The organism is Bradyrhizobium nanningense (genome assembly GCF_004114535.1).
Lineage (GTDB): Bacteria > Pseudomonadota > Alphaproteobacteria > Rhizobiales > Xanthobacteraceae > Bradyrhizobium > Bradyrhizobium nanningense.
Map to the genome: position 1 here is coordinate 1 of NZ_LBJC01000014.1, position 21726 is coordinate 21726.

At 64.7% G+C, this 21726-nt stretch carries 21 protein-coding genes; 12 read left to right on the forward strand and 9 right to left on the reverse strand.

All coding sequences use genetic code 11. The features are described from left to right. Positions 1-293: 293 nt before the first annotated feature. On the forward strand, positions 294-1262 hold the full coding sequence (locus XH84_RS08050) for an NAD(P)H-dependent flavin oxidoreductase (protein ID WP_128922332.1): 969 nt from the start codon (positions 294-296) through the stop codon (positions 1260-1262). 145 nt (positions 1263-1407) lie between these two features. Continuing rightward, entirely contained in the window at positions 1408-2181 is a 774-nt protein-coding gene (locus tag XH84_RS08055) for a thioesterase family protein (protein WP_128922331.1), read from the forward strand. Between the two features lie 480 nt (positions 2182-2661). On the opposite strand, the gene XH84_RS08060 is transcribed toward XH84_RS08055, so the two are convergent. Next, on the reverse strand, positions 2662-4224 hold the full coding sequence (locus tag XH84_RS08060; protein ID WP_128922330.1) for an AMP-binding protein: 1563 nt from the start codon (positions 4222-4224) through the stop codon (positions 2662-2664). A 125-nt stretch (positions 4225-4349) separates the two neighbouring features. Between XH84_RS08060 and XH84_RS08065 the strand changes: the two genes are divergently transcribed. From XH84_RS08065 to XH84_RS08080, 4 genes are all read left to right on the forward strand, one after another. Beyond that, complete coding sequence (locus XH84_RS08065) at positions 4350-5324, forward strand: NAD(P)H-dependent flavin oxidoreductase (RefSeq protein WP_164936620.1); 975 nt, start codon at positions 4350-4352, stop codon at positions 5322-5324. A gap of 140 nt (positions 5325-5464) precedes the next feature. Further along, positions 5465-5713: a hypothetical protein gene (locus XH84_RS08070; protein WP_128922329.1), complete on the forward strand. Its 249-nt coding sequence runs from the start codon at positions 5465-5467 to the stop codon at positions 5711-5713. 135 nt (positions 5714-5848) lie between these two features. Beyond that, positions 5849-6565 carry a hypothetical protein gene (locus XH84_RS08075; RefSeq protein ID WP_164936619.1) on the forward strand — a complete coding sequence of 239 codons (717 nt, stop codon included), beginning with the start codon at positions 5849-5851 and terminating at the stop codon, positions 6563-6565. An 86-nt stretch (positions 6566-6651) separates the two neighbouring features. Further along, positions 6652-7368, forward strand: a complete 717-nt coding sequence (locus XH84_RS08080) for a hypothetical protein (RefSeq protein WP_128922328.1) — start codon at positions 6652-6654, stop codon at positions 7366-7368. Between the two features lie 60 nt (positions 7369-7428). On the opposite strand, the gene XH84_RS08085 is transcribed toward XH84_RS08080, so the two are convergent. After that, positions 7429-9000 carry a winged helix-turn-helix domain-containing protein gene (locus XH84_RS08085; protein WP_128922327.1) on the reverse strand — a complete coding sequence of 524 codons (1572 nt, stop codon included), beginning with the start codon at positions 8998-9000 and terminating at the stop codon, positions 7429-7431. 304 nt (positions 9001-9304) lie between these two features. Between XH84_RS08085 and XH84_RS08090 the strand changes: the two genes are divergently transcribed. Both XH84_RS08090 and XH84_RS08095 read left to right on the forward strand, forming a co-directional pair. Continuing rightward, positions 9305-10666, forward strand: a complete 1362-nt coding sequence (locus XH84_RS08090) for a class-II fumarase/aspartase family protein (RefSeq protein WP_128922326.1) — start codon at positions 9305-9307, stop codon at positions 10664-10666. Positions 10667-10778: 112 nt separating this feature from the next. Next, positions 10779-12035 (forward strand): aminopeptidase, encoded by a 1257-nt coding sequence (locus XH84_RS08095; protein WP_128922325.1) that lies wholly within the window; start codon positions 10779-10781, stop codon positions 12033-12035. A gap of 67 nt (positions 12036-12102) precedes the next feature. Here XH84_RS08095 and XH84_RS08100 read toward each other — a convergent pair whose 3' ends face one another. Then, positions 12103-12657, reverse strand: a complete 555-nt coding sequence (locus tag XH84_RS08100; RefSeq protein WP_128922324.1) for a hypothetical protein — start codon at positions 12655-12657, stop codon at positions 12103-12105. Positions 12658-12895: 238 nt separating this feature from the next. On the opposite strand from XH84_RS08100, the gene XH84_RS08105 reads away from it, so the two are divergent. Next, complete coding sequence (locus XH84_RS08105) at positions 12896-13351, forward strand: cupin domain-containing protein (RefSeq protein ID WP_128922323.1); 456 nt, start codon at positions 12896-12898, stop codon at positions 13349-13351. Between the two features lie 83 nt (positions 13352-13434). On the opposite strand, the gene XH84_RS08110 is transcribed toward XH84_RS08105, so the two are convergent. The 6 genes from XH84_RS08110 to XH84_RS08135 all read right to left on the reverse strand — a co-directional run bounded on the left by XH84_RS08110 (position 13435) and on the right by XH84_RS08135 (position 18676). Then, complete coding sequence (locus XH84_RS08110; RefSeq protein ID WP_128922322.1) at positions 13435-14487, reverse strand: amidohydrolase family protein; 1053 nt, start codon at positions 14485-14487, stop codon at positions 13435-13437. Positions 14488-14598: 111 nt separating this feature from the next. Continuing rightward, a complete protein-coding gene (locus XH84_RS08115) occupies positions 14599-15120 on the reverse strand; it encodes a hypothetical protein (protein ID WP_164936618.1) in 522 nt (173 codons plus the stop codon). 65 nt (positions 15121-15185) lie between these two features. Beyond that, positions 15186-16001, reverse strand: a complete 816-nt coding sequence (locus tag XH84_RS08120) for an MBL fold metallo-hydrolase (RefSeq protein WP_128922320.1) — start codon at positions 15999-16001, stop codon at positions 15186-15188. 94 nt (positions 16002-16095) lie between these two features. Beyond that, the gene (locus XH84_RS08125; RefSeq protein ID WP_128922319.1) at positions 16096-16347 is read right to left on the reverse strand and encodes an AbrB/MazE/SpoVT family DNA-binding domain-containing protein; all 252 of its coding nucleotides are present in this window, start codon (positions 16345-16347) and stop codon (positions 16096-16098) included. Between the two features lie 56 nt (positions 16348-16403). After that, positions 16404-17930, reverse strand: a complete 1527-nt coding sequence (locus XH84_RS08130; RefSeq protein ID WP_128922318.1) for a permease — start codon at positions 17928-17930, stop codon at positions 16404-16406. Beyond that, the gene (locus tag XH84_RS08135; protein ID WP_128922317.1) at positions 17927-18676 is read right to left on the reverse strand and encodes an ABC transporter ATP-binding protein; all 750 of its coding nucleotides are present in this window, start codon (positions 18674-18676) and stop codon (positions 17927-17929) included. Before XH84_RS08135 ends, XH84_RS08130 begins: the two co-directional genes overlap by 4 nt. A gap of 262 nt (positions 18677-18938) precedes the next feature. Here XH84_RS08135 and XH84_RS08140 point away from each other — a divergent pair, with 262 nt between their 5' ends. Genes XH84_RS08140 through XH84_RS08150 form a run of 3 tightly spaced genes read left to right on the forward strand, consistent with a single transcriptional unit; the run spans position 18939 to position 21726 of the window. After that, the gene (locus tag XH84_RS08140; RefSeq protein WP_128922316.1) at positions 18939-19814 is read left to right on the forward strand and encodes a branched-chain amino acid ABC transporter permease; all 876 of its coding nucleotides are present in this window, start codon (positions 18939-18941) and stop codon (positions 19812-19814) included. Positions 19815-19819: 5 nt separating this feature from the next. Continuing rightward, positions 19820-20971 (forward strand): branched-chain amino acid ABC transporter permease, encoded by a 1152-nt coding sequence (locus XH84_RS08145; RefSeq protein WP_128922315.1) that lies wholly within the window; start codon positions 19820-19822, stop codon positions 20969-20971. Then, on the forward strand, positions 20968-21726 hold the full coding sequence (locus XH84_RS08150; protein WP_128922314.1) for an ABC transporter ATP-binding protein: 759 nt from the start codon (positions 20968-20970) through the stop codon (positions 21724-21726). Before XH84_RS08145 ends, XH84_RS08150 begins: the two co-directional genes overlap by 4 nt.

Here is a 21726-nt window from a genome sequence, read left to right on the forward strand (position 1 = left end):
CACCGCAGACACTCGGCTATCGGCTATATCAGCCCGGTCGAGATGGAGCTAAAATCGGCTTGAACCCTGTCCACTTTTTTGGGGGAAGATCAGGAGTGCTTCCGCGGAGACAGCCTGGATTGCTTCGCTGCGCTCGCAATGACGGAGGAGACGGATGGGCTAGAATTCCGCTGCTTGGAATTGCGGCCGCCGCATCCTCCCGGCGGCAAAACGCAATACTTGACAGTGGAAAGATTGCCTTGTTGGTATGGCGCCAACCTTCCATTGACCGACCAACAGAGGATCGTTTCGCAATGTCCATGCCTGCCTTGTTCAAGGGGCGACTGTCGATCCCCGTGATCGGCTCGCCGCTCTTCATCATCTCGGTGCCAGATCTCGTGATCGCGCAGTGCAAGGCGGGGGTGGTCGGTTCGTTTCCGGCGCTGAACGCGCGGCCGCCGGAGCTGCTCGACGAATGGCTGGCACGGATCACCGAGGAGCTCGCGGCCTATGACCGCGCGCATCCGGAACGGCCGTCGGCGCCGTTCGCGGTCAACCAGATCGTGCACAAGTCGAACAACCGGCTCGACCACGACATGCAGCTCTGCGCCAAGTACAAGGTGCCGATGATCATCTCCTCGCTCGGCGCCCGCGAGGAGCTGAACCAGGCGGTTCACGGCTGGGGCGGCATCGTCTTCCACGACGTGATCAATCAGAAATTCGCCCACAAGGCGATCGAGAAGGGCGCCGACGGCCTGATCCTGGTCGCGGCCGGCGCCGGCGGCCATGCCGGCACCATCTCTCCGCTCGCCTTCGTTGCCGAGACGCGAAAGTGGTTCGGCGGCCCGATCGCGCTGTCGGGCGCGATCGGCAACGGCAAGGCGATCCGCGCCGCGCGCATCCTCGGCGCTGACTTCGCCTATATCGGCTCGGCCTTCATCGCCACCAAGGAAGCCAACGCGGTCGAGAAATACAAGGAGATGATCGCGGGATCGAGCGCCGACGACATCGTCTATTCCAACCTCTTCACCGGGGTGCACGGCAACTACCTGAAGCCCTCGATCCTCGCCGCCGGCATGGATCCGGAGAACCTTCCGACCTCCGATCCCTCCAAGATGAATTTCGGCACCGACGCCTCCGGCGAGCGCGCCAAGCCGAAGGCCTGGAAGGAAATCTGGGGCTCGGGCCAGGGCATCGGCAGCATCGACGGCATCGTGCCCGCGGCCGAAATGATCGCGCGCTTCAAGAAGGAATACGACGAAGCGATCGATCCGCCGTTGTAGTTCTCGTGTCCCGGACGCGGTGCAATGCGCAGCATTGCTCCGCAGAGCCGGGACCCATCGCCGCGATGCATGGACCCCGGCTCAGCAGCGCGCCGCTACGCGCTGCGCAGCGTCCGGGGAACGCCAACCGAGACTGATTGAAACGATGACCGCCATCTACCGCGTCGACGGCAACAGCGTCGTCACCAGCCCGGATGCCGCCGGTCCCTGGGACCGGCGCATGCAGCACGGCTCGGCGCCGGCCTCGCTGGTGACATGGGCGGCCGAGCGTATCCCGACGCCTGCTCCGATGGACATCGCGCGCGTCACCATCGACCTGATGCGACCGGTGCCGGTGGCGCCGCTCACGATCGTGACCGAGGTCTTGCGCGAGGGCCGCAAGATCCAGCTCTGCAATATCAAGCTGCTGGCCGACGGCGTCCAGGTCGTCGGCGCCACCGTGCTCAAGATCAGGCGCCAGGCGCTGAACCTGCCCGACGACGTCGAGGACCTGCCGGTCACGCTGCCGTCGCCGGAGGATTCGCTGATCGAAGACGGCCACGCCGCCACCAGCCCGTTCGTGCGTTTGGTCTCGATGCGTGCTGCACGCGGCCGCTTCGGCCAGGCCGGTGCCGGCGCGATCTGGTTTCGCGTCGATCATCCGCTGATCGAAGGCGAAGCGATCTCGCAGGCCATGCGCGCCGTGGTCGCCGCCGATTTCTCCAACGGCACCGCCTCGACGCTGGACTTCCGCGCCTGGACCTACATCAATGCCGACCTCACCGTGAGCTTCGCGCGTCAGCCGGTCGGCGAGTGGATTTTGCTCGACGGTGAATCCTGGATCGGCCCTGATGGCTGTGGCCTCGCAATGTCGCGCCTCGCCGACCGCCGGGGCTATTTCGGCCGCGCGGTCCAGAGCCTGGTGATCGAGAAGCGGTGAGCGGCGAAGGTACGACGCCCGCGCCTCGTTCTCACTGTCATGCTCCGCGAACGCGGGGGCATCCAGTACGCCGCGGCCTCTCGATTCAATAACGACTGTCTCTGGAATGCTGGATCGCCCGGTCGGGGCCGGGCGATGACACCAACTGCGTGAGCGCCATGTCGCGCATTGCCAATTGAACGGCAGGCTTCCGCCGCCGCGGAAGGGATGCATGGTCGTGTTCGACCGGGGCATCCTGCCAGTTCACATTCCGTAGAAGATCTTGATCTCCCACAGCACCACAATGATAGCCGTGATCAATGTGACCGCGGCGACTGCACTTTCCAGGGAAGCGACTCTCATCTCTTACTCCGCTTCCCAGCCCCGTCAGCGGTCTAGGTGATTCCCCGATTCGCCGGCAATTGCGCGGGCACTGCGCGCGCACACTCCGTTGCTCTCTGTGGTGTCCGGGCCACAATGACACCGTAGAATCCCGGGGATTTATCCCACCATCCGGTCCTGGCCGCTCCAAAAGCCCGCGCGGAGCACCTTCTTGTCGACCTTGCCGACGCCGGTCATCGGCAATTGCTTGACGAACTGGATCTGCTTGGGCGCATGGGCTGAGCCTTTTCGCGTCTTGACCAGGTTGATCAGCTCGTCCGGATCAGGCCTTGCGCCCTCGCGCGGCACGACGATGGCGGTGACGGCTTCGCCCCATTTCTCGTCGGGTATGCCGACCACCGCGACCATGGCGACATCGGAATGTTGCGACAGCACGTCCTCGACCTCGCGCGGGAAGATGTTGAAGCCGCCGGACACGATCATGTCCTTCTTGCGGTCGAGGATGAACATGTAGCCGCGTTCGTCCTGGCGCGCGATGTCGCCGGTGTGGACCCAGCCGTTCTTCAGCGTCTCGGCGGTGATGTCGGGCCGCTTCCAGTACTCCGCCATGACATGCGGCGCGCGCACGCAGATCTCGCCGGCCTCGCCCGTCTTCACCTCCGCGTCGTTGTCGTCGAGGATCCTGACCTCGCAGGCTGCGATCGGGAAGCCGCAGGACAAAAACAGCTCCGGCGTCTTGGGATCGTGATCCGCCTTGCGCAGCACCGAGACCGGATAGCATTCGGTCTGGCCGTAGAGCTGCGAGAACACCGGTCCGATGCGCTCGATGCCCTCGATGAGCCGGCTCGGCGACATCGCCGATGCCCCGTAGAGCACCAGCTCCAGCGAGGAGAGATCGGTCTTATCCAGCGCGGGATGATCGAGCAGCACGTAGATCATGGTCGGCACGAACAGCGTGAAATTGATGCGTTCGCGTGCGATCGTCGTCAGCACCGCCTCGGGATCGAATCCTTTCAGCATGTGCACGGTGCCGCCGCGCATCAAGGTCGGCAGCACTTTCGTGCCGGCGACATGACTGATCGGGGCGACGGTGAGGTAGCGTGCCGCGTCGGGGATCTCGAAATCGGCGAGGATCGCGGCCGCGGCTCCGGCATTCTCGCGGTGATAGCGCAGCGCGCCCTTGGATTTTCCGGTGGTGCCGCCGGTGTAGTTCAGCGTGGAGAGATCGTCGAGGCCGGCGAGGTTCTGCGCGCTGGCGTGTCCCGCGCTCTCGACCGCCGCCAGCAGATCGACACCGTATCCGGCCGGCCCCATGGTGAAGATCGCTTTCAGCCGGGGCGCTCTCGCCGCAAGCTCGCCACCGCGATCGCGGAAGGCGGCCGCATCGACCACCAGCATTTCGGCCTCGGAATCCTCGAGCTGGAACAGCTGGTCCTCCAGCGATCCCAGCGGATGCAGCCAGGTGATGCAGAGCCGCGACAATTGCGAGGCGACGCCGGCGCACCAGGTGTCGGCGCGGTTCGCGGTGAGGAAGGCGACGCGCGCGCCGGCCTGCAAGCCGAGCCGCATGAACACGCCCTGGATGCGCCCGATGAGGTCGACGGTGCCTTGATAGCTCAACGATCCGCCGGGCCAGGCGAAGGCGGTGCGGCCGGGATAGCGCGACAGCGCCCGTAGCGTCTGCGCACAAGTCGGGGACGATGCGTGGAGCGAATCGGACATATGTTTCCTCGTTGCTTTGTCACCGGCTTCTGACGTGCCAATGTTGCCGATGACGCTAGCACAGAGACTGCGGGAGGAAACGACAAAGCCCGCAAGGACGAGGCAACAGCGACAAGGAGATTGGCGTGCGCTCAGATCGACTGCAACGCTTCGGCGATCGTCTCGCTCTGCCTTTGATCGCAGCTCCGATGTTCCTGGTGTCGGGCATCGAGCTCATGGTCGCGGCCTGCCAGAGCGGGGTGATCGGCAGCTTCCCCACCGCGAATTGCCGCAGCACGGACCAACTCGATGAATGGCTGACCGTGATCGAGACGCGGCTGCGCCAGCACGAAGCTCAAACCGGCCGCAAGGCAGCGCCGCTCTGCCCGAACCTGATCGTGCATCGCTCCAATGCGCGGCTGGAGCAGGATCTCGCCGTGCTGCTGCGGCACAGGCCGGAGATCGTCATCACGTCGGTCGGCTCGCCCGCAGCCGTGGTGAAGCCGCTGCACGATGCCGGTGCGCTGGTGCTGGCGGACGTTGCTTCCATCCGTCATGCCGAACGCGCGGCGGAAGCAGGTGCCGACGGGCTGGTGCTGCTCACCGCGGGCGCCGGCGGCCAGACCGGCTGGCTCAACCCGTTCGCCTTCGTTCGCGCGGTGCGCGCGTTCTATGACGGCGTCATCGTGCTCGCGGGCGGCATCAGCGACGGCCATGCGCTGCATGCGGCCGAAGTGCTCGGCTGCGATCTCGCTTACATGGGCACCAAGTTCATCGCGACGCGCGAGAGCATGGCGGACGACCGCCACAAGCGGATGCTGGTCGACAGCAGCGCCGACGACATCCTGCTCACCACCGCGTTCACGGGCCTGCAGACCAGCATGCTGAGGCCGTCGATCGTGGCCGCCGGGCTTGATCCCGACGATCTGCCGGCGCGCGGGGCGATCGACATCGCTGAGGATATCGACGTCGCCAAGCGCGAGAGCCGGCCGAAGCGCTGGCGCGATATCTGGAGCGGGGGACATTCCACCTCGGGTGTCACCGACGTGCTCCCTGTCGACGATCTCGTTGCGCGGACACTGGTCGAATATCGTGAGGCGAGGGCGCGCTGCTGCCCGTAGGATTGCGGAAAGGGCAGGGTCTGCCCATCCCGATCACGGTTAATCCCGCGCTGTTCCGCCCCGCTCACTTAACGGCAGATTAACCATCGCCCGCCAAGAATCCTCTCACGGCCGCCAATCAGGACCGAGAGGGACAGGCGATGGATTTCGATTATCTCAACACCAAGATTGCGGCTTCGCTGGACGAAATCCGCGTTCGCGTCGCTCATGCCCTGGCCCGCCACCCGCTGTGCCGCAACGTCCGCTTCGACATCGTCAGCGTCCCCCGCACCCGCCGGGGCGGCAACTGGACGGTGGCGCTGCAATCGGTCGAGCCGCGTGCGGTCTGGGAGGCCTCGGAGATCGTCGCGGACATCCAGGACGCCTACGATCTGGCCGCAGCTGCCTGATTTCCTTTGCCTTTTGCGCCGAATGTCGCTGCACACATGCTGATTGTCGCAACCAAGGCACACTCAAGCCATAATTCGTGCCCTTTTCCCGGCCATCGTTAACAAACTCGTGAAGCGTCCGTTCCGGAGAGACGTTTGTCCAAAGCCATCACCATCGTTGTGCTGACCTGCTTCCTCGTCCTGGGCGCCGCCACCACCGCCATCCTTGGCCGCGACAGCGTCCCCAGCGTCAGCGAGGACATGATCGCGCAAACGCCTCCGCCCAAGCCGCTCGCAACCAACCGCGCCGCCAAGGCCGACCGTCTGGTCCCGACCCTCGCCCTGGCTTCGGCCGCGATCGAGCCGGTCCAGGTGCCGGCCGACAGGCTTTCGCAGGCGCCCGTGCTGGCCGAGCCGCTGCGCCAGGCCTTTGCCGCCGCCACGCCCACCGATTTCCCGATGCCCAAGGCGTCGCCGGGCCTGTCTGAAGCGCCCGCTGCGGCGGAGGTGCCCACGGTCGAGGTTCCGGCCAAGCCGAAGGTGGTGGCTAAGCCGCAGCCGCAAAAGAACTATGCGCTGCTGTCCGACGTGCAGATCGCAGGCATCAGGGACCGCCTGAAATTATCGTCGTCGCAGGAATATTATTGGCCCTCGGTCGAGACCGCGCTGCGCAATGTCGTCCGCAAGATCTCGGCGAACAAGCTTTCCAATCCGCATGCGCCGGGCGTGCCGATCGATCCGAATTGCGACGAGGTCCAGCAGCTGAAGTCGGCGGCAATGCCGCTGCTGTTCCAGCTGCGTGACGACCAGAAAGAGGAAGTGCGCAAGCTCGCCCGCATCATCGGCCTCGAAAAGGTCGCGCAGCAGATCTGACGCTTAAGTTCCTTCAGGAACTGCTTCCACACCAGGAACATCCCGCAATCAACGCGCGTTGCTCGCCCCAAAGAGGGAGTGGATCAATGCGCGCCTCGACAGCCTATTTCGTCGGTGCCGGAACCATTGTCGCAGCCATCGCCATTGGTTTGGGCGGCGGGATCGTTGCCGGCAACATCATGAATCCGGTCACGTCCAAACAGGGCCCGGACACCAGCAGGATGGCGCAGCGCGCCGAATCCGCCGGCGCGCCGGCGGCGACAAACGCACCCTCGGAGCGCGTCAATTATCTCACCGGCTCGCAAGCCTTTGGCGCGATGATCGCCGCTCCGGCGCAGGCCGAAGCCAAGCCTGAAGCCGCCAAACCTGACGCCACAAGGCCTGACCCGCAGCCCGCTCAGGCGAATGCCGAACCACCGGCGCCGCCGCCTTCACAGGCGGCCGCGCTTGAGCCACCCAAGGAACAGTCCAAGCCGACAGTTGCGTCGTCACCGAAAGCCGCAAAACCCGGCGAGCAGCAAGCATCGGTCGATCCAGCCTCTTCACCTGACAACGCCTATGCCAAGGCGAAAGATTCCGACGTGAAGCGCACCGCGTCCGAGCGGCGCCGGATCGAGCGCCGCGAGCGCTGGGCCGAGCGCCGCCATTACTACGAGGGCCGTGAGCAGCGCGGCCTGCGCGACCGCACCGATTGGGACGACGTCGCACGCAACATCCGCGAGGATTCCGATGCGCGCGATTACGCCGGCCGGCCGCGCGGCGGCTTCCCGCAGATCAAGCTGTTCGGGCCCGACGACGATTAGCGCTTCGCCTGCGACTGCGGCGGCAATGGGAGACGATGAGCGCTCATTGTCGCGCCGTCATCACTTCATTCCAGCGCGCCGCAATCCTTCCAGATAATGCGCACGATCCTCATCCCGCAGCATCGGCAGCTCGCGCGTGATCCAATCGAGCGAGACCTCGGGCTGAGCGCGGCGCAGACCTTCCAGCGCGGAAGCAGCGAGCGCCGGATCTCCTGACATCCCGGCCGCTGCCGTCAGCACGCGGTGCGCGCCGACGAAATCGCCGCGCTGTCTCATTGATTCCCGCGCCATCTGCACGGCTCCCTGGTAGTCGCGGCCGACGAACCGGGCATAGGCCGCAACCCCGCAATAGATCGCCGCGAGCGGATCGCGCGGGCTGAGCCGCAGCGCGCGGCGCGCGGCGGCGTCGCCGTCCTGCCATCGACCGGCGTAGCACAGCGTCACGCCGTAGAAGGCATGCGCCATTGCGAAGTTCGGATTGAGCTGCAGCGCCAGCTCGAACTCCGCCAGCGCGTCGTCGAAGCGGCGGCGGAACAGGTAGGCATAGGCAAGGCCGTGATGAGCGAAGGCGTCCTCGCGATCGGCCGCCACCGCCGCGAGCGCCGCGCGTTCGGCAATCGGTACCGTTGCTTCCATGTCGGCCCAACCCATATGCGCGCCGAAGATGTGGCTGGTCGCGAGCAGGCCCAGCGCCTTGCCATAGGCGGGATCGATCGCGACGGCCTGTTCGAGCAGCCTTTGCGCGGCGGCGTTGTCTTCGCGGGTGATACGCCAATGATGCGACAGCGCGCGCATCACGAGGTCCCAGGCGTCGAGACTGCCCGGCGGTTTCTGCTGGGCGCGAAAGTTTTCGGCGGCATAGAGCTGTGGTTCGATCGCGGCGACGATCGCCTCGGTGATCTCATCCTGCACGGCGAAGATGTCGGCCAGCTCGCGATCGTAGCGCTCGGCCCAGAGATGGCTGCCGGTCGAGACGTCGTTGAGCTGGGCCGAGATGCGCACCCGCTCGCCGCTCCGCCGCACGCTGCCTTCGACCACGTAGCGCACTCCGAGCTCGCGCGCGACCTCGCGGATGTGCACGGCCCGGCCCTTGTAGACGAAGGACGAGTTCCTTGCGACCACGAAGAACCAGCGCAGCTTCGACAGCGCGGTGATGATGTCCTCGCTGATGCCGTCGGAGAAATAATCCTGTCCGGCCTCGCCGCTCATATTGGTGAAGGGCAGCACGGCGATCGCGGGCCGCTCGGGTAGCGCCAGCGCAGCGCGCGGCATAAAGGCGGTGCGGTCAGGCTCCGGCGCGATCGCGCCACCCACCGCGCCATTCTTGGCCTCGACATCGCCGACGAAGCGAAAGCCCTTGCGGGCGATGGTGCGGATCAGCGCCTGGCTCGCGCCGCTGTCGCCGATCGCCTTGCGGGCGGCGTTGATCCGGCTGGTCAGGGTGGATTCGGAGACGCTGCGCCCGTGCCAGATCTTGTCGATCAACTCGTCCTTGCTGACCACCCGGTCGCGGTTCTGCATGAGGTGGACGACGAGATCGAAGACCTGCGGCTCCACGGCAATTGGAACCTGCGCGCGGCTCAGCTCGCGCAAGTCGGTATCGAGAAGGTGGTCCCGGAACAGAAACTGCACGTCGAAAACTCAGGCCTCACAACGACATCAGGCAATGATCAAATCAAAATGAATTTTCACTAGACGTCTGTGAGTCCGCTGAAAGGTCTGTCAGGTTCACCACGATCGCGTGATGGCAGCCATGCTGTTGCGGATCGGAATAAACGGGATTTGACGATTTTGGCCGACTTGCCGGGCGTCGACATTCCGGGGCGCGTCCCTCGGCGCGAGCCCGGAATGACGGGGGTATCGGGCTTTGTCCATTGCCGAACAGCGCAGCCTGCGTAAGCTGCGTTCCACATAAAACCACCACGAAGAAACGCCCATGCCCGCCTTTAGCGCATCCACCACCGTGCTCGATTCCATGCTGTTCCGCGACGCCTTCGGCACGCCCGAGATGCGCGTGGTGTTTTCCGACGTCACGACAGTCGCCCGCTATGCCGAGGTCGAGGTGGCCCTGGCGAGGGCGGAGGCGAAGTGCGGCGTGATCCCGCGAGAGGCGGCCGAGGCGATCGCGGCGCGGACCAACGTCGCCGCGCTCGATTTCGAATTGTTGCGGCAGGAGACCGACATCGTCGGCTACCCCATCCTCCCCTTGGTGCACCAGATGGTGAAGCAGTGCGGCGAGGCCGGCCGCTACGTGCATTGGGGCGCGACGACGCAGGACATCATGGACACCGCCGTGGTGCTGCAGCTCCGTGCTGCGCTGGAAATCGTTGCGCGCGACATCGACGAGCTTCGCGGCATCCTGGCGAACCTCTCGAGACGCCATCGCGACACGCCGATGGCCGGTCGCACCCACTTGCAGCAGGCGCTGCCGGTGACGTTCGGCTACAAGACTGCGATCTGGCTCGCGATGTTCGATCGCCATGCCGAGCGGCTGGCGCAGCTGAAGCCGCGCGTGCTGGTCGGCCAGTTCGCCGGCGCGGCCGGTACGCTGGCCTCGCTCGGCGACAAGGGTTTCGAGGTGCAGGAGGCACTTTGCGCCGAGCTGAAGCTCGGCATTCCCGCCTCGACCTGGCACGTCGCGCGCGACGGCTTTGCGGAAGCCGTGAACTTCGTTGCGATTGTCACCGGCTCGCTCGGCAAGATTGCGCTCGACCTCATGATCATGGCCTCGACCGAGTTCGCCGAGGTTTACGAGCCTTTCGTCAAGGGGCGCGGCGCCTCCTCGACCATGCCGCAGAAGCGCAACCCGATCTCGTCGGAACTGATGCTGGCGGCGTCCAAGGCGGTGCGCCAGCACGCCGGCCTGATGCTCGACGCCATGGTGCAGGATTTCGAGCGCGCCACGGGTCCCTGGCACGCCGAATGGATGGCCATCCCCGAAAGCTTCGTGCTGACCGCCGGCGCGCTGCATCAGGCGAAGTTCGCGCTCGCGGGTCTGATCGTGGACGAGGCGAAGATGAACGACAATCTCGCCATCAGCCGCGGCCTGATCGTGGCCGAAGCGGTCATGATGGGGCTCGCGCCGCAGCTCGGCCGGCAGGAGGCCCATGACGTGGTTTATGACGCCTGCCGTCAAGCCAACGACAAGGGAATGAGCCTGGCCGATGCGCTGTCGGCGGACTCGCGGATCGCGAGCCGCATCGATCGCGCCACAATCGAGGCGCTCACCTCACCGAAAAATTACCTCGGGCTCGCGCCTGACATGGTTGACCGGGTGCTGAAATCGGCAACGCGTTGAAAACCAATATGCGTGAAACTGCGTATCTCTCCGTGTCGCAAGGTGCTCGCGCACTTGCGCCTCGCGATGCTAGACTTAGATTGAACGAGAGACTTTCGGCAGAGGGCCCCGCATGACCGATCACCGCAATTCCACCGCTCCCATTGATCCCGTGAAGCTCGACAGGCTGGCCGAGGTGGCGGTGAAGGTGGGCTTGGGCTTGCGGCCGGGGCAGGATCTGCTTCTGACGGCGCCCGCGATCGCGCTGCCGCTGGTCAGGCGGATCGCCGTGCATGCCTACAAGGCCGGCGCCGGTATCGTGACGCCGATCCTGTCGGACGAGGAGATGACGCTGGCGCGCTACCGCCACGGCCACGACAGCAGTTTCGATCGTGCCGCCGGCTGGCTCTACGAGGGCATGGCCAAGGCGTTCTCGGACAACACCGCGCGGCTGGCCATCGTCGGCGACAATCCGATGCTGCTGTCGGGCGAGGATCCTTCCAAGGTGGCGCGCGCCAGCAAGGCGAACTCGATGGCCTATCAGCCCGCCCTGGAGAAAATCGTCAATTTCGACACCAACTGGAACATCATCGCCTATCCGAGCCCGTCCTGGGCCAGGCAGGTCTTCCCCGATGATCCAGAGGACGTCGCTGTCGGCAAGCTCGCGGATGCGATTTTCGCGGCGTCCCGCGTCGATCGTGAGGACGCGATGGGCAATTGGGCGAGCCACAATGCGGTGCTGCGCGAGCGGACCAACTGGCTCAACGGCCAGCGCTTTCGCGCCTTGCAATATTCGGGACCGGGCACCGACCTCACCATCGGCCTTGCCGACGGGCATGAATGGGAGGGCGGTGCCTCGCTCTCCAAGAACGGCATCAGCTGCAACGCCAACATCCCGACCGAAGAGGTCTTCACCACGCCGCATTGCCGTCGGGTCTACGGCCATGTCGTGAGCTCGAAGCCGCTGTCCTATCAGGGCACGCTGATCGACAACATCGCGGTGCGCTTCGAGGACGGCAAGATCGTCGACGCAAAAGCCTCGCGCGGCGCGGAGGTGCTGAACAAGGTGCTCGACACCGACGAGGGTGCCCGGCGCCTCGGCGAAGTGGCGCTGGTGCCGCATTCCTCGCCGATCTCGCAGAGCGGGCTGTTGTTCTACAACACGCTGTTCGACGAGAACGCAGCGTCTCATATCGCGCTCGGCCAGTGCTATTCGAAGTGCTTCGTCAACGGCGCGCAGCTCACCCCGCAGCAGATCGCGGCGCAAGGCGGCAACCAGAGCCTGATCCATATCGACTGGATGATCGGCTCGGCCGAGACCGATATCGACGGCATCTTGCCCGATGGCAGCAAGGTACCGGTGTTCCGCAAGGGCGAGTGGGCGAAGTAGGCCGCTTCACCTCTCCCGGCTGGGGAGGTGGACAGCGGAGCGGCACCAGGCATTTGTCGCGCTAGGCTCACGCCGCTGCATTGCGCAGCATCGGATTGTTGTCGATGCTGAAACGGTTGAACAATGTCGTGAACGGGCTGCCGTCGGTGGCCCGCACGATGGCGTCGGAAGCAGCGATCGCCTCGTAGAGCGCGCCGACGGGATCATCCGCCTCGCGAAGGTCGAGGCTCTTGCGGATCTCCTCGCGGGCCTCGTTGATCTCGTCCTCGTCGTCGAGTGTCGCCTCCAGGGCCTCTGCCGCGCGCCGCATCTCCTGAAGGTCGCCGCCGCCGGAAAATTTGAGGATGTCGAGCCAATAAGGGCGGGCGACGACGAGCTGGACGAAGGCCTCGAAAGTGCCAGCGATAATTCCCGCGCGGCCCTCCGATGACACGTAGAGCACATTCAGCGACGGCAGCAGCACCAACGCGCCGCCGGAGCCGTCACTGCCGATCTGCCGGGGGGTTTCGACGCCGTCGACGGTGAACCAGGGCTCCTCGTCCGGCACGAAGGAGACGTCGAGGCTGGCGAGCCGGCCGACGACCGCGCGATTGGCTGTCACAACCTCGGGCGTGAGGGGCATCCGAGTGGCTCCGTTTTGGTGCTTTCCGCGCACTTTGTCGCACCCCAAAAAGGATGGGTTCATGTGCGCGAATTTGCAGGGGAATCGCGACGTTAACCGTTTCGCGCCTGCAACTTCCGGCTGATTTTCGAGGCCTGCGTAAGAAAGAATTAAAAGCGGATGACTAGCGTTCCCGACATCTTTCGAAACAATCCGGGCCGAGACCCGGCCATACTTATTATATCCCCTGGGGAAGAAGATGTCGCGCTCATTGATTGAAATCGGTAGTTGTAACGTCGACCTCGAGCTGCGGCCGATCGAGCCGTCCTGGATCATCGAAGGCAACCCGGTGTCGCGCTCGCACATCCTGTCTACCAGCGCCGACGGCACCGCCTCGACCATCATCTGGCACTGCACCGAAGGACGATTCAACTGGTACTACGACATCGATGAAACGATCATGATCATGGAAGGATCGATCGTGCTCGAAAGCGATGGGCTCCCGCCGAAGCGCTACGGCCCCGGCGACGTCATCTTCTTCCGCGACGGCGCGCATGCCAAATGGCATGTCGAGGGCTACGTCAAAAAGATCGCCTTCTGCCGCAAGACCAATCCCGTGATGATCGGCTTCCTGATCCGGGTCGTGAACAAGCTAAAGAAGATCTTCACCGCCACCGGCGAGCGCCGGCCGGCCTCGCTGATGGGGGCAGGCTAGAGCTCACAACAACGTTTCAAGGACGCTTCCCAGCGGCCACGACGAAGAGGGGTCGGGATTCAACATCCCGGCCCCTCTTCTCGTCATGATGGCAGCGCGAGCCGGTAGACATCGGTTGCGGTCTGCGAGAACAGTGCCGTCTTCTCGACCTCGCTTAGCGGCGATGCGATACGCTTGAAAGCGTTGAAGATCACCTGGTAGCTGCACTGGCCCTTGTCCGGCGGGAAATTGCTCTCGAACATCGCGCGCTTCACGCCGAACGCCTCGATGCAGGTCTCGACATAGGGCCGCCAGGCCGCGGCGAGCTCTTCGGATGTCGGCGGCCTCTCGCGCAAATGGAAGTCGTAGCCGAGCAGGCACATCGCGAGGCCGCCGAGCTTCACCGCCACGTTCTCGCATGTCGCGATCTCCCGGATCGACGCGCGCCATTGCGCAAACACCTCCTCGCGCCGTCCTGCGAAGCGGCCTATCCCGGCCGGGCCGCCGCAATGGTCGAGCACGATCCTGGTGTCAGGGAAGGCGCGCGCAAGCTCGGTGAGCTCACCGAGCTGCGGATGGAATAGCCAGGCATCGAAGCTGAGGTTCAGGGGCGCAAGACAAGCAAATCCCTTGCGGAAGGCCGGATCCTGCAACAATCCCTTCGGCCGGTTCGCATACATGCCGGCAACGACAGGGTCTTCGTCCCAGGCGGAGGAATGCCGGATGCCACGGAAGCGGCCGTTGCCGGCCGCGATCTCGGCTTCCAGCACGGGCCTTGCGGCGTCGCCGAGCAGCAGATTGACGTGGCTGACGATGCCGGCGCAGATCGCGGCCTTGCCGTAGGCCCCGCTCGCGCTCATGGCGGCGACGCCGTTGGCGAACTCGACTTCGCCGACGGGCCGGAATGCTTCCGGTCCATGCGCGCGATACATCGAGCGGCAATCGACATAGACGGTGGCGACGATGTTGTGGCCGGAAGCGATGTCGGCGGCTATCTCCTCGATCAGATAGCGGTGTCCCCGATTCCAGAGATGGTGATGGGGATCGACGATCGGCCGCGCGGGATCGATGATCTCCTCCTGGTGCAGCGCAAGCCAGTCCTCGCGCGGCTCGACGAATAGCCCGCTCGTGTTGGCGGGCACACCGCTTGCAGCCATCGGCGTTTGCTCCCTCATGTTTTTGTACCGGGAGCCTATCATCTCGTCTCGTCACGCAGCAGCGCGCGTTGCGCAACCGCACCCGTCGCCGCCGGCAAAGCGGCGCTGTCGTCAGCTCTTGCGTCGCTTGGCCCTCACGTCGACGATGAGCCGCCAATCGGATACGGCGGCCGGCCTCACTTCCCCGAGCCAATGGAAGGCGTCCCTGGTGATCTCCGTAAAGCTCCAGCGCGTCAGTTCGCCGGCTTCGGTCGTGCCTTCCTGCACGATGTCCTGCCCGCGCGCACGGCCGATTTGCTGGCGGAAGACGCTGCGGCCCGGATCGAACCAGGAAATCCGCCACGCATCGATGGTCGGATCGTAAACGCGCAGCGTCGTGCCGTACCAATTGCCGGCGATCGGAAAGGCCTGAGAGCCTGCGGGGCGGGGAACGATCCAGACGTCCTGGACGGCACGGCCCTCCAGCACCCAGCCGAAATGGATCTCGCCAGGTGCCGTGTGTTTCGTGCCATCGGATCCATGGGCGGTGATCTCGGCGTCCCAGTCGCCGACGAAGCGGCCATAGAGTTGAAGCGCCGCTGCATGCTCGGGGTTCGGTCCGTTCGCGTGCAAAAGTCTGGCAAAATCAGTCATGTCGATCTCCTGTCGCAACGAGATCAACACGGCCGGCCGGCGGGCAGCTTGGAGAAAATTGCGGCTCAGACCCCGTCGAGGATGATCACCGTCGGCTTCGGCGGCAGGGCATCCCGCGACATCCGGAACGACCGCTCGGAGCGCCGGTCGATTTCGAACTGCTGGCCGATCCGGCGCATGAAGTCGTCGAGCGGGGTGGCGAAGCGGTGCATCGGCAGCACCACCGAGGCGCGCAGCCGCTTGGTGATTTCGGAGATGCCGTCCAGCGACATGGTGTAGGTGCCGTCGATCGGCACCATCACGATATCGAGCCGTCCGATCTGGGCGAAATGGCTGTCGTCGAGCTTGTGGTGGAGGTGGCCGAGATGGCCGATGCAGAGGCCGGCGACCTCGAAGATGAAGATCGAATTGCCGTCGCGGATCATGTCGGCACCGGCATCGTCGCCGAAATAGCGGCGGATGTCGGTCGTGACGTTGCGGATGAAGGTATCGCCGATGCGTTCCGACACGATGGCCGGCTTGCCGTCCTCGCCCCAACCATGCAGCACGTGGGGAATGCGCTTGTCCGGAAAAAGAGTGTAGTGCGTGCTGTGGGCCCGGTTCATGGTCACGACGTCGGGCAGCCGCCCCACCTGATAGGCGCCGCTATAATCGGTCGCGATGCGCAAGCCGCCGGGCGTGTCGATGAAATAGGTGGAATGGCCGGCATAGGTGATCTCGACCTCGGCGGTGCCGGCGGCCTGCCGGAACGCGACCGGCAGGATGCGCGGGGTCGCGTTGGCCATCGCCAGGCATTCGCTGCGTTGAGGTGGCTGCTGGGCGAGGGCAGGGGCGAGGGATACGCCGAACAGCGCCAGAGCCGCCGAAACCAGTCGCCGCATAAGTCCGTTCCCGATGATGTCACGGGGAAAGTCTAGCGTGCAACGCCGCGCATCGCCAACAGATCACGATCAACAGCGCGTCAATGTCGCAGGTCTACCGCTCGCCTGCCCATGCCGCATCTATGATTTCATTCATCTCCTCGATCGAGAGCGGAGGGCCCTTTCGCTTCGCGTGCAGGAGACCAAAAGTATCTGAAATCTTGCCCTTCGGGGCCGCTCTCAATTCGATGCTTCCGTTGGGAAGTGTATTTGCGACAAGCCTATCGCCCGGCTGCACACCAAGGTGCTCCAGCAACTCGGCCGTCAGCGTGACTTGCCCCTCAGCGGCTACCTTGAACGTTCGCATGTCTCTCAATGAGGCAGAATAAGTCGGCCTCAAAGGGACAAATGAGCACTGGCACCTCACTCCCGTTTTGGGCTGAACTTCCAGGTGATGGCGACGAGGCTCGTCGTGATCAGAGCGCTGATCAAGCCTGCCAGAGGCAAAGCGAGCAGCAGCGCAGCACTCGCGGCCCAGCCGATCGAGGAGAAGGCTTCGGCAATGGTCGCCAGCCGCGACGAGGTCTGGCGGCGTCGGAATTGGCTGCGGCGGGCCTGCACTCGGAACCAGAGCTGGATCGCAGTCGCGGAGGCCGCGCTGATGATGATTGCTCCGGCGCTGATCGCTGCCTGGTAAGGCGAGGCGAAAGCCAGTGCCGCGACCAGCGGGCAGAAGATGATGGCGATCGCGATCAGCACCACCTCGATCTTGGCGCGGATGACGCTGGAGGGCGTCAGCGGCGCCGTCGCGACCAAATCGGGAGCGTCTTCGCCCGAGATCGTCAGCCAGGCAAGTCCACCGGCAAGCTGTCCGGCCGCCATCACGATGACAGGCGTGATCAGCGTCAGCGCCGCGGCGCTATCGGCAAAATTGCGCCAGAGCAGCAGTGCCGGCGGCACCAGATAGAGCAACTGCATCAGGGTCTGCGAGATCAGCCAGGGATCGCGCCAGAGCAGCGAAAACTCCTTGTGCCGCAGCGCTTGTTGCCGCGAGCCGGCGCGGAACGGGCGCTCCTTCGCGCGCCTGCCGCCGGACGCACCGTAGGCTGCGGCATCGATCGCCGTGTCGGCAAAGCGGTGAGAGAAGATCGCCATGACGCTTCCGAGCAGCATCAGAGCGAGCGCCAGGAGCAGCAGCAACGCCTCGTTGTCGCCCATTACCGCCTGCGCCGGCCACCACCAGATGCTGTCGACATCGGGCGCGTAGGCCGCCATGGTGCCTGAGGTCAAAATGGTGAAGCGTGACAGGGTGCCGTAGGACATGATCGCGGCGACCTGGAGCGCGATGACGAAGCCGGCGCCGATGATCGCGGCGAGGATCTGGGCAATCAGGCGCGTCCGCGCCGGGCCGATCAGACGAAACAGCAGGATGGTGACGGCGATCGCGATCGCCGCGGCCGACAGGCCCATGGCGACGACGACCCCGAATGAAGCGAGCCAGCGCGCGCCGCCGCCGATCACGAGCACGTCGATGAAGGGCGTCGAGAACAGCAGCGCCATCACGGTGACGGTCAGCGCGATCGCGGCGATGCGGACCGAGAACAGATTGGCCAGCCGCGCCGGCGAGGACATGATCAGGTCGAGATCTGCGCGAGCGTAGAACACCCGCGTCACCGATTCGATTGCCTGCGACAGCATCAAGGTCCAGGCGAGAAAAATCGTCGCCGTGATCACGATCAGCGAGGATTTGTCGAGCGGCAGTTGCAGATTGGCGAAACGGCCGATCACCGCCCAGGCCGGCAGGTGCAGCAGCGCGGCGAAGCAGACGAGGCCGATGATGGCGGCGCGCGTCCGCTTGCGCCGCCCGCCGGTCATCATGGCGAACCATTCGCGCCAGGCGAGCCGGAGCTCGTGGCGGGCAAACCAGGAGAGCGCGGTCGCCGAGCTCATGCGGCTTCCGGAAGCGTCACCAGCGCGATGAAGAGATCCTCCAGGCTGGTGTCGGCATGGCCGTTCTGCTGGCGCAGCTCGGTCAGCGTGCCTTCGGCGACCAGACGGCCCGAGGCAATCACGCCGATGCGGTCGGCCATGCGCTCGGCCACCTCGAGAATATGCGTGGTCATGATCACGGTGCAGCCGGCGCGGACGCGCTCGCTGAGCAGCCCCTTCACATGGCGGGCCGAGACGGCATCGAGCCCGGTCAGCGGCTCGTCGAGGATGATGAGGCGGGGATCGTGCACCAGCGCGCCGGCCAGCGCCACCTTCTGGCGCATGCCCTTGGAAAAGCCCTCGCAGCGCTCGTGCCGGTGCGGGGCAAGGCCGAGCGAATCGAGCAGGTCCTGCGCGACGGGCTCCGAGACCGACGGCGCGATGCCCCAGAGGCCGGCGACGAATTCGAGATATTCGAGCGGGGTCAGCTTGTCGTAGATCATTGGCTCGTCGGAGACCCACGCCGTCACCTGCTTGGCGGCGACGGGGTCTTGGAGCGCATCGATGCCGAAGATCGAGACCGCGCCGGCATCGGGGCGCAGCAGGCCCGCCACCATGCGCAAAGTCGTGGTCTTGCCGGCGCCGTTGGGGCCGACCAGCGCGTAGAATTCGCCGGCGTGGATGGTGAGATCGAGGCTATCGACCGCCAGACGGTCAAAACGCTTCGTTAACCCCACCACTTCCAGCGCCGAGCTGTCCGGCTTCATGACGGTCACACCATCCGGTTTTGCATCGCCCCGCGACCATGACCCGAAGATGTTTCGGCGCGGTGAATCGCGTGGCGGCAAATTCCGTCATCCGGATTGGACTAATGGCAAGTCACCGTTTGTTGACAGCGCTGAGCGGTTCAGGCTGAATTGGTTCCGGACAAATGGCGCTGACGCGGCGAAACTACTGCGTAGCGACTGGACACAAGATGCGGCAAGGCGGCCAAAAGAGCCGCCGGTTGCATCGGGAGGAAGCGCGGCGATGCTGGATTTCGTTCAGCAGCTGGTCAGCGGTGTTGCGCTCGGCTGCGTCTACGGCCTGATCGCGCTCGGCTTCGTGCTCGTCTACAAGGCCACCGAGGTCGTCAATTTCGCCCAGGGCGATCTGATGATGCTGGGCGGCTTCTTCGCCTTCACCTTCATCGGCATGATGGGTCTGAACTACTGGGTCGGCTTTGCCGGTGCGGTGGCCGCGATGGCGCTGTTCGGCATGCTGGCGGAGCGCGTGGTGGTGCGGCCGATCCTCGGCTATCCGCAATTCTCCATCATCATGGCGACCATCGGCCTCGGCTATTTCCTGCGCTCGATCGCCGGCATGATCTGGGGCACCGACGATCTGAAGATCGAGACGCCGTTCAGCCAGGGCGTGCTGCGGATCGGCTCGCTGGTGCTCGCCTACGACAAGCTGTCGGTGATCGCCGCGACGATGATCCTGTGCACGCTGCTGTGGCTGTTCTTCAACAAGACCACGCTCGGCACAGCGATGCGCGCCAGCTCCGAGAACATGCTCGCGGCCTACTATATGGGCATTCCGGTCAAGCGCGTGGTGTCGATCGTCTGGGCGATCAGCGCGGCGGTCGCGACCTGCGCCGGCGTGCTGCTGGCGCCGATCACCTTCATCCATTCCAATGTCGGCCTCGTGCTCGGCCTGAAGGCGTTTCCGGCCGCGGTGCTCGGCGGCTTCGGCTCGATCCCGGGTGCGGTGGTCGGCGGCGTCCTGATCGGCGTGATCGAGAGCATGGCCGGCTTCTACCTGCCCGAGGGCTGGAAGGATGTCGCGCCCTATCTCGTGCTGCTTGCCGTGCTGCTCTTGAAGCCCGAAGGTCTGTTTGGCCACCACGTCCGCAAGAAGGTCTGAACGCCATGCGCTTTCTGTTCAAGACCGACTATGAGGACGACATCAAGCTGTTCCCGCATTCGGGCTATTGGGTCTCGTACGGCATCCTGCTCGCGCTGCTGCTGATCGCGCCCTATGTGCTCTCCAGCTATCTGATGAGCCAGCTGGTCTTCGTCTGCATCTATGCGACCGTCGGCGTGGCGCTCCTGATCCTCACCGGCTTCACCGGCCAGGCCTCGCTCGGGCATGCCGCGTTCCTCGCCATCGGCGCCTACACCGCCGCCTACTTGCAGAAATACAACGTGCCGTTCCCCGTCTACTTCTTCGCCGCCGGCGCCTTGACCGGCATCATCGGCGCAATGGTCGGCTTTCCCGCGCTGCGCCTGACCGGCATCTACCTCGTCATCGCCACCATCTCCTTTGCCCTGATCGTCGAGGAGATACTGGCGCGCTGGGAGAGCGTCACCAACGGCAACGAGGGCATGCGGGTCAAGACGCTGTCGCTGCTCGGCGTCACGGTGCCGCGCGACAGTCCGACTTTCTATTATCTGTGCCTTGCCGTGCTGGTGCTGACCATCGTCGGCACACTCAATCTGCTGCGTTCGCCGACCGGCCGCGCCTTCGTCGCGATCCGCGACAGTGAAACGGCGGCGCGCAGCATGGGCGTCAATGTCGCGCTCTACAAGGTGAAGTCCTTTGCGATCTCGGCGGCGATCACCGGCTTTGCCGGCGTGCTGTTCGCCCACAAGCTCTCCTTCATCTCGCCGGAGATGTTCACGCTGCAGCTCTCGATCGAGTTCATCATCGTGATCCTGATCGGCGGCGCCTTCAGCCTGCACGGCGCGGTGCTGGGCGCGATCTTCATCGTGATGATTGATCCGTTCCTGACCTATCTGAAAGACGACGTGCCCGGCATGATCGCCGGGATCGCGGCGGCATTCGGCGCCGGCAAGGCGACCGCGGGGAGCATCCAGTCGAACGTTGCGGCCTTCGCCTCGCTCAACGGCCTGAAGGGCGCGATCTACGGCATCATCATCGTGCTGTTCGTACTGTTCGAGCCGCTCGGGCTCTACGGCCGTTGGCTGAAGATCAAGCTCTTCTTCCAGCTGTTTCCGCTCTACAAGCGCGCCACCTTCAAGCGGCAGAAGATCTACGTGAAGTCGGAGCGGAACCGATGAGCTATTTCCGCGCCGAGAACCTGTCGCTGCATTTCGGGGGCCTCAAGGCCGTCGATGCGGTGTCCTTCGCGGTCGAGAAGGGCGAGATCCTGTCGATCATCGGCCCCAACGGTGCGGGCAAGAGCTCGATCTTCAATTTGATCTCGCGGATCTACCGGCCGACCTCGGGCCGCATCTTCTTCGAGGACCAGGACATCACGGAAGAGCCGCCCTACGACATCGCCAAGCTCGGCATCGCCCGCACCTTCCAGAATATCGAGCTGTTCGAGAATGCGACCGTACTCTCCAACTTGCTGGTCGGCCGCCATCGGCATTCGACCACGCAGCTCTGGCAGGAACTGCTATTCCTGCCGAGCGTGCGGGCCAACGAGAAGATGCACCGCCGCAGGGTCGAGCAGGTCATCGAATTCCTCGATCTCGAACCCTACCGCGACAAGCTGATTTCCGGCCTGCCCTACGGCGTGCGCAAGGTGATCGAGCTGGCGCGCGCCCTGTGCTCGGAGCCGAAGCTGATCCTGCTCGACGAGCCGTCATCAGGCCTCAATGTCGAGGAGACCGACGACATGTCGTTCTGGATCCGCGACATGAAGAGCGAGCTCGGCATCACCGTGCTGATGGTCGAGCACGACATGTCGCTGGTCAATCGCGTCTCCGACCGGGTCATCGCGCTGAACTACGGAAGGGTGCTGGCGATGGGCTCGCCGACTGAAGTTCAGCAGCACCCCGACGTCGTCGCCGCGTATCTGGGAGCCTGA

Coding starts and splice junctions, on each gene's coding strand:
- XH84_RS08050 (WP_128922332.1), top strand. CDS start 294: ATGTCCATGCCTGCCTTGTTCAAGGGGCGACTGTCGATCCCCGTGATC.
- XH84_RS08055 (WP_128922331.1), top strand. CDS start 1,408: ATGACCGCCATCTACCGCGTCGACGGCAACAGCGTCGTCACCAGCCCG.
- XH84_RS08060 (WP_128922330.1), bottom strand. CDS start 4,224: ATGTCCGATTCGCTCCACGCATCGTCCCCGACTTGTGCGCAGACGCTA.
- XH84_RS08070 (WP_128922329.1), top strand. CDS start 5,465: ATGGATTTCGATTATCTCAACACCAAGATTGCGGCTTCGCTGGACGAA.
- XH84_RS08080 (WP_128922328.1), top strand. CDS start 6,652: ATGCGCGCCTCGACAGCCTATTTCGTCGGTGCCGGAACCATTGTCGCA.
- XH84_RS08090 (WP_128922326.1), top strand. CDS start 9,305: ATGCCCGCCTTTAGCGCATCCACCACCGTGCTCGATTCCATGCTGTTC.
- XH84_RS08095 (WP_128922325.1), top strand. CDS start 10,779: ATGACCGATCACCGCAATTCCACCGCTCCCATTGATCCCGTGAAGCTC.
- XH84_RS08100 (WP_128922324.1), bottom strand. CDS start 12,657: ATGCCCCTCACGCCCGAGGTTGTGACAGCCAATCGCGCGGTCGTCGGC.
- XH84_RS08105 (WP_128922323.1), top strand. CDS start 12,896: ATGTCGCGCTCATTGATTGAAATCGGTAGTTGTAACGTCGACCTCGAG.
- XH84_RS08110 (WP_128922322.1), bottom strand. CDS start 14,487: ATGGCTGCAAGCGGTGTGCCCGCCAACACGAGCGGGCTATTCGTCGAG.
- XH84_RS08115 (WP_164936618.1), bottom strand. CDS start 15,120: ATGACTGATTTTGCCAGACTTTTGCACGCGAACGGACCGAACCCCGAG.
- XH84_RS08120 (WP_128922320.1), bottom strand. CDS start 16,001: ATGCGGCGACTGGTTTCGGCGGCTCTGGCGCTGTTCGGCGTATCCCTC.
- XH84_RS08125 (WP_128922319.1), bottom strand. CDS start 16,347: ATGCGAACGTTCAAGGTAGCCGCTGAGGGGCAAGTCACGCTGACGGCC.
- XH84_RS08130 (WP_128922318.1), bottom strand. CDS start 17,930: ATGAGCTCGGCGACCGCGCTCTCCTGGTTTGCCCGCCACGAGCTCCGG.
- XH84_RS08135 (WP_128922317.1), bottom strand. CDS start 18,676: ATGAAGCCGGACAGCTCGGCGCTGGAAGTGGTGGGGTTAACGAAGCGT.
- XH84_RS08140 (WP_128922316.1), top strand. CDS start 18,939: ATGCTGGATTTCGTTCAGCAGCTGGTCAGCGGTGTTGCGCTCGGCTGC.
- XH84_RS08145 (WP_128922315.1), top strand. CDS start 19,820: ATGCGCTTTCTGTTCAAGACCGACTATGAGGACGACATCAAGCTGTTC.
- XH84_RS08150 (WP_128922314.1), top strand. CDS start 20,968: ATGAGCTATTTCCGCGCCGAGAACCTGTCGCTGCATTTCGGGGGCCTC.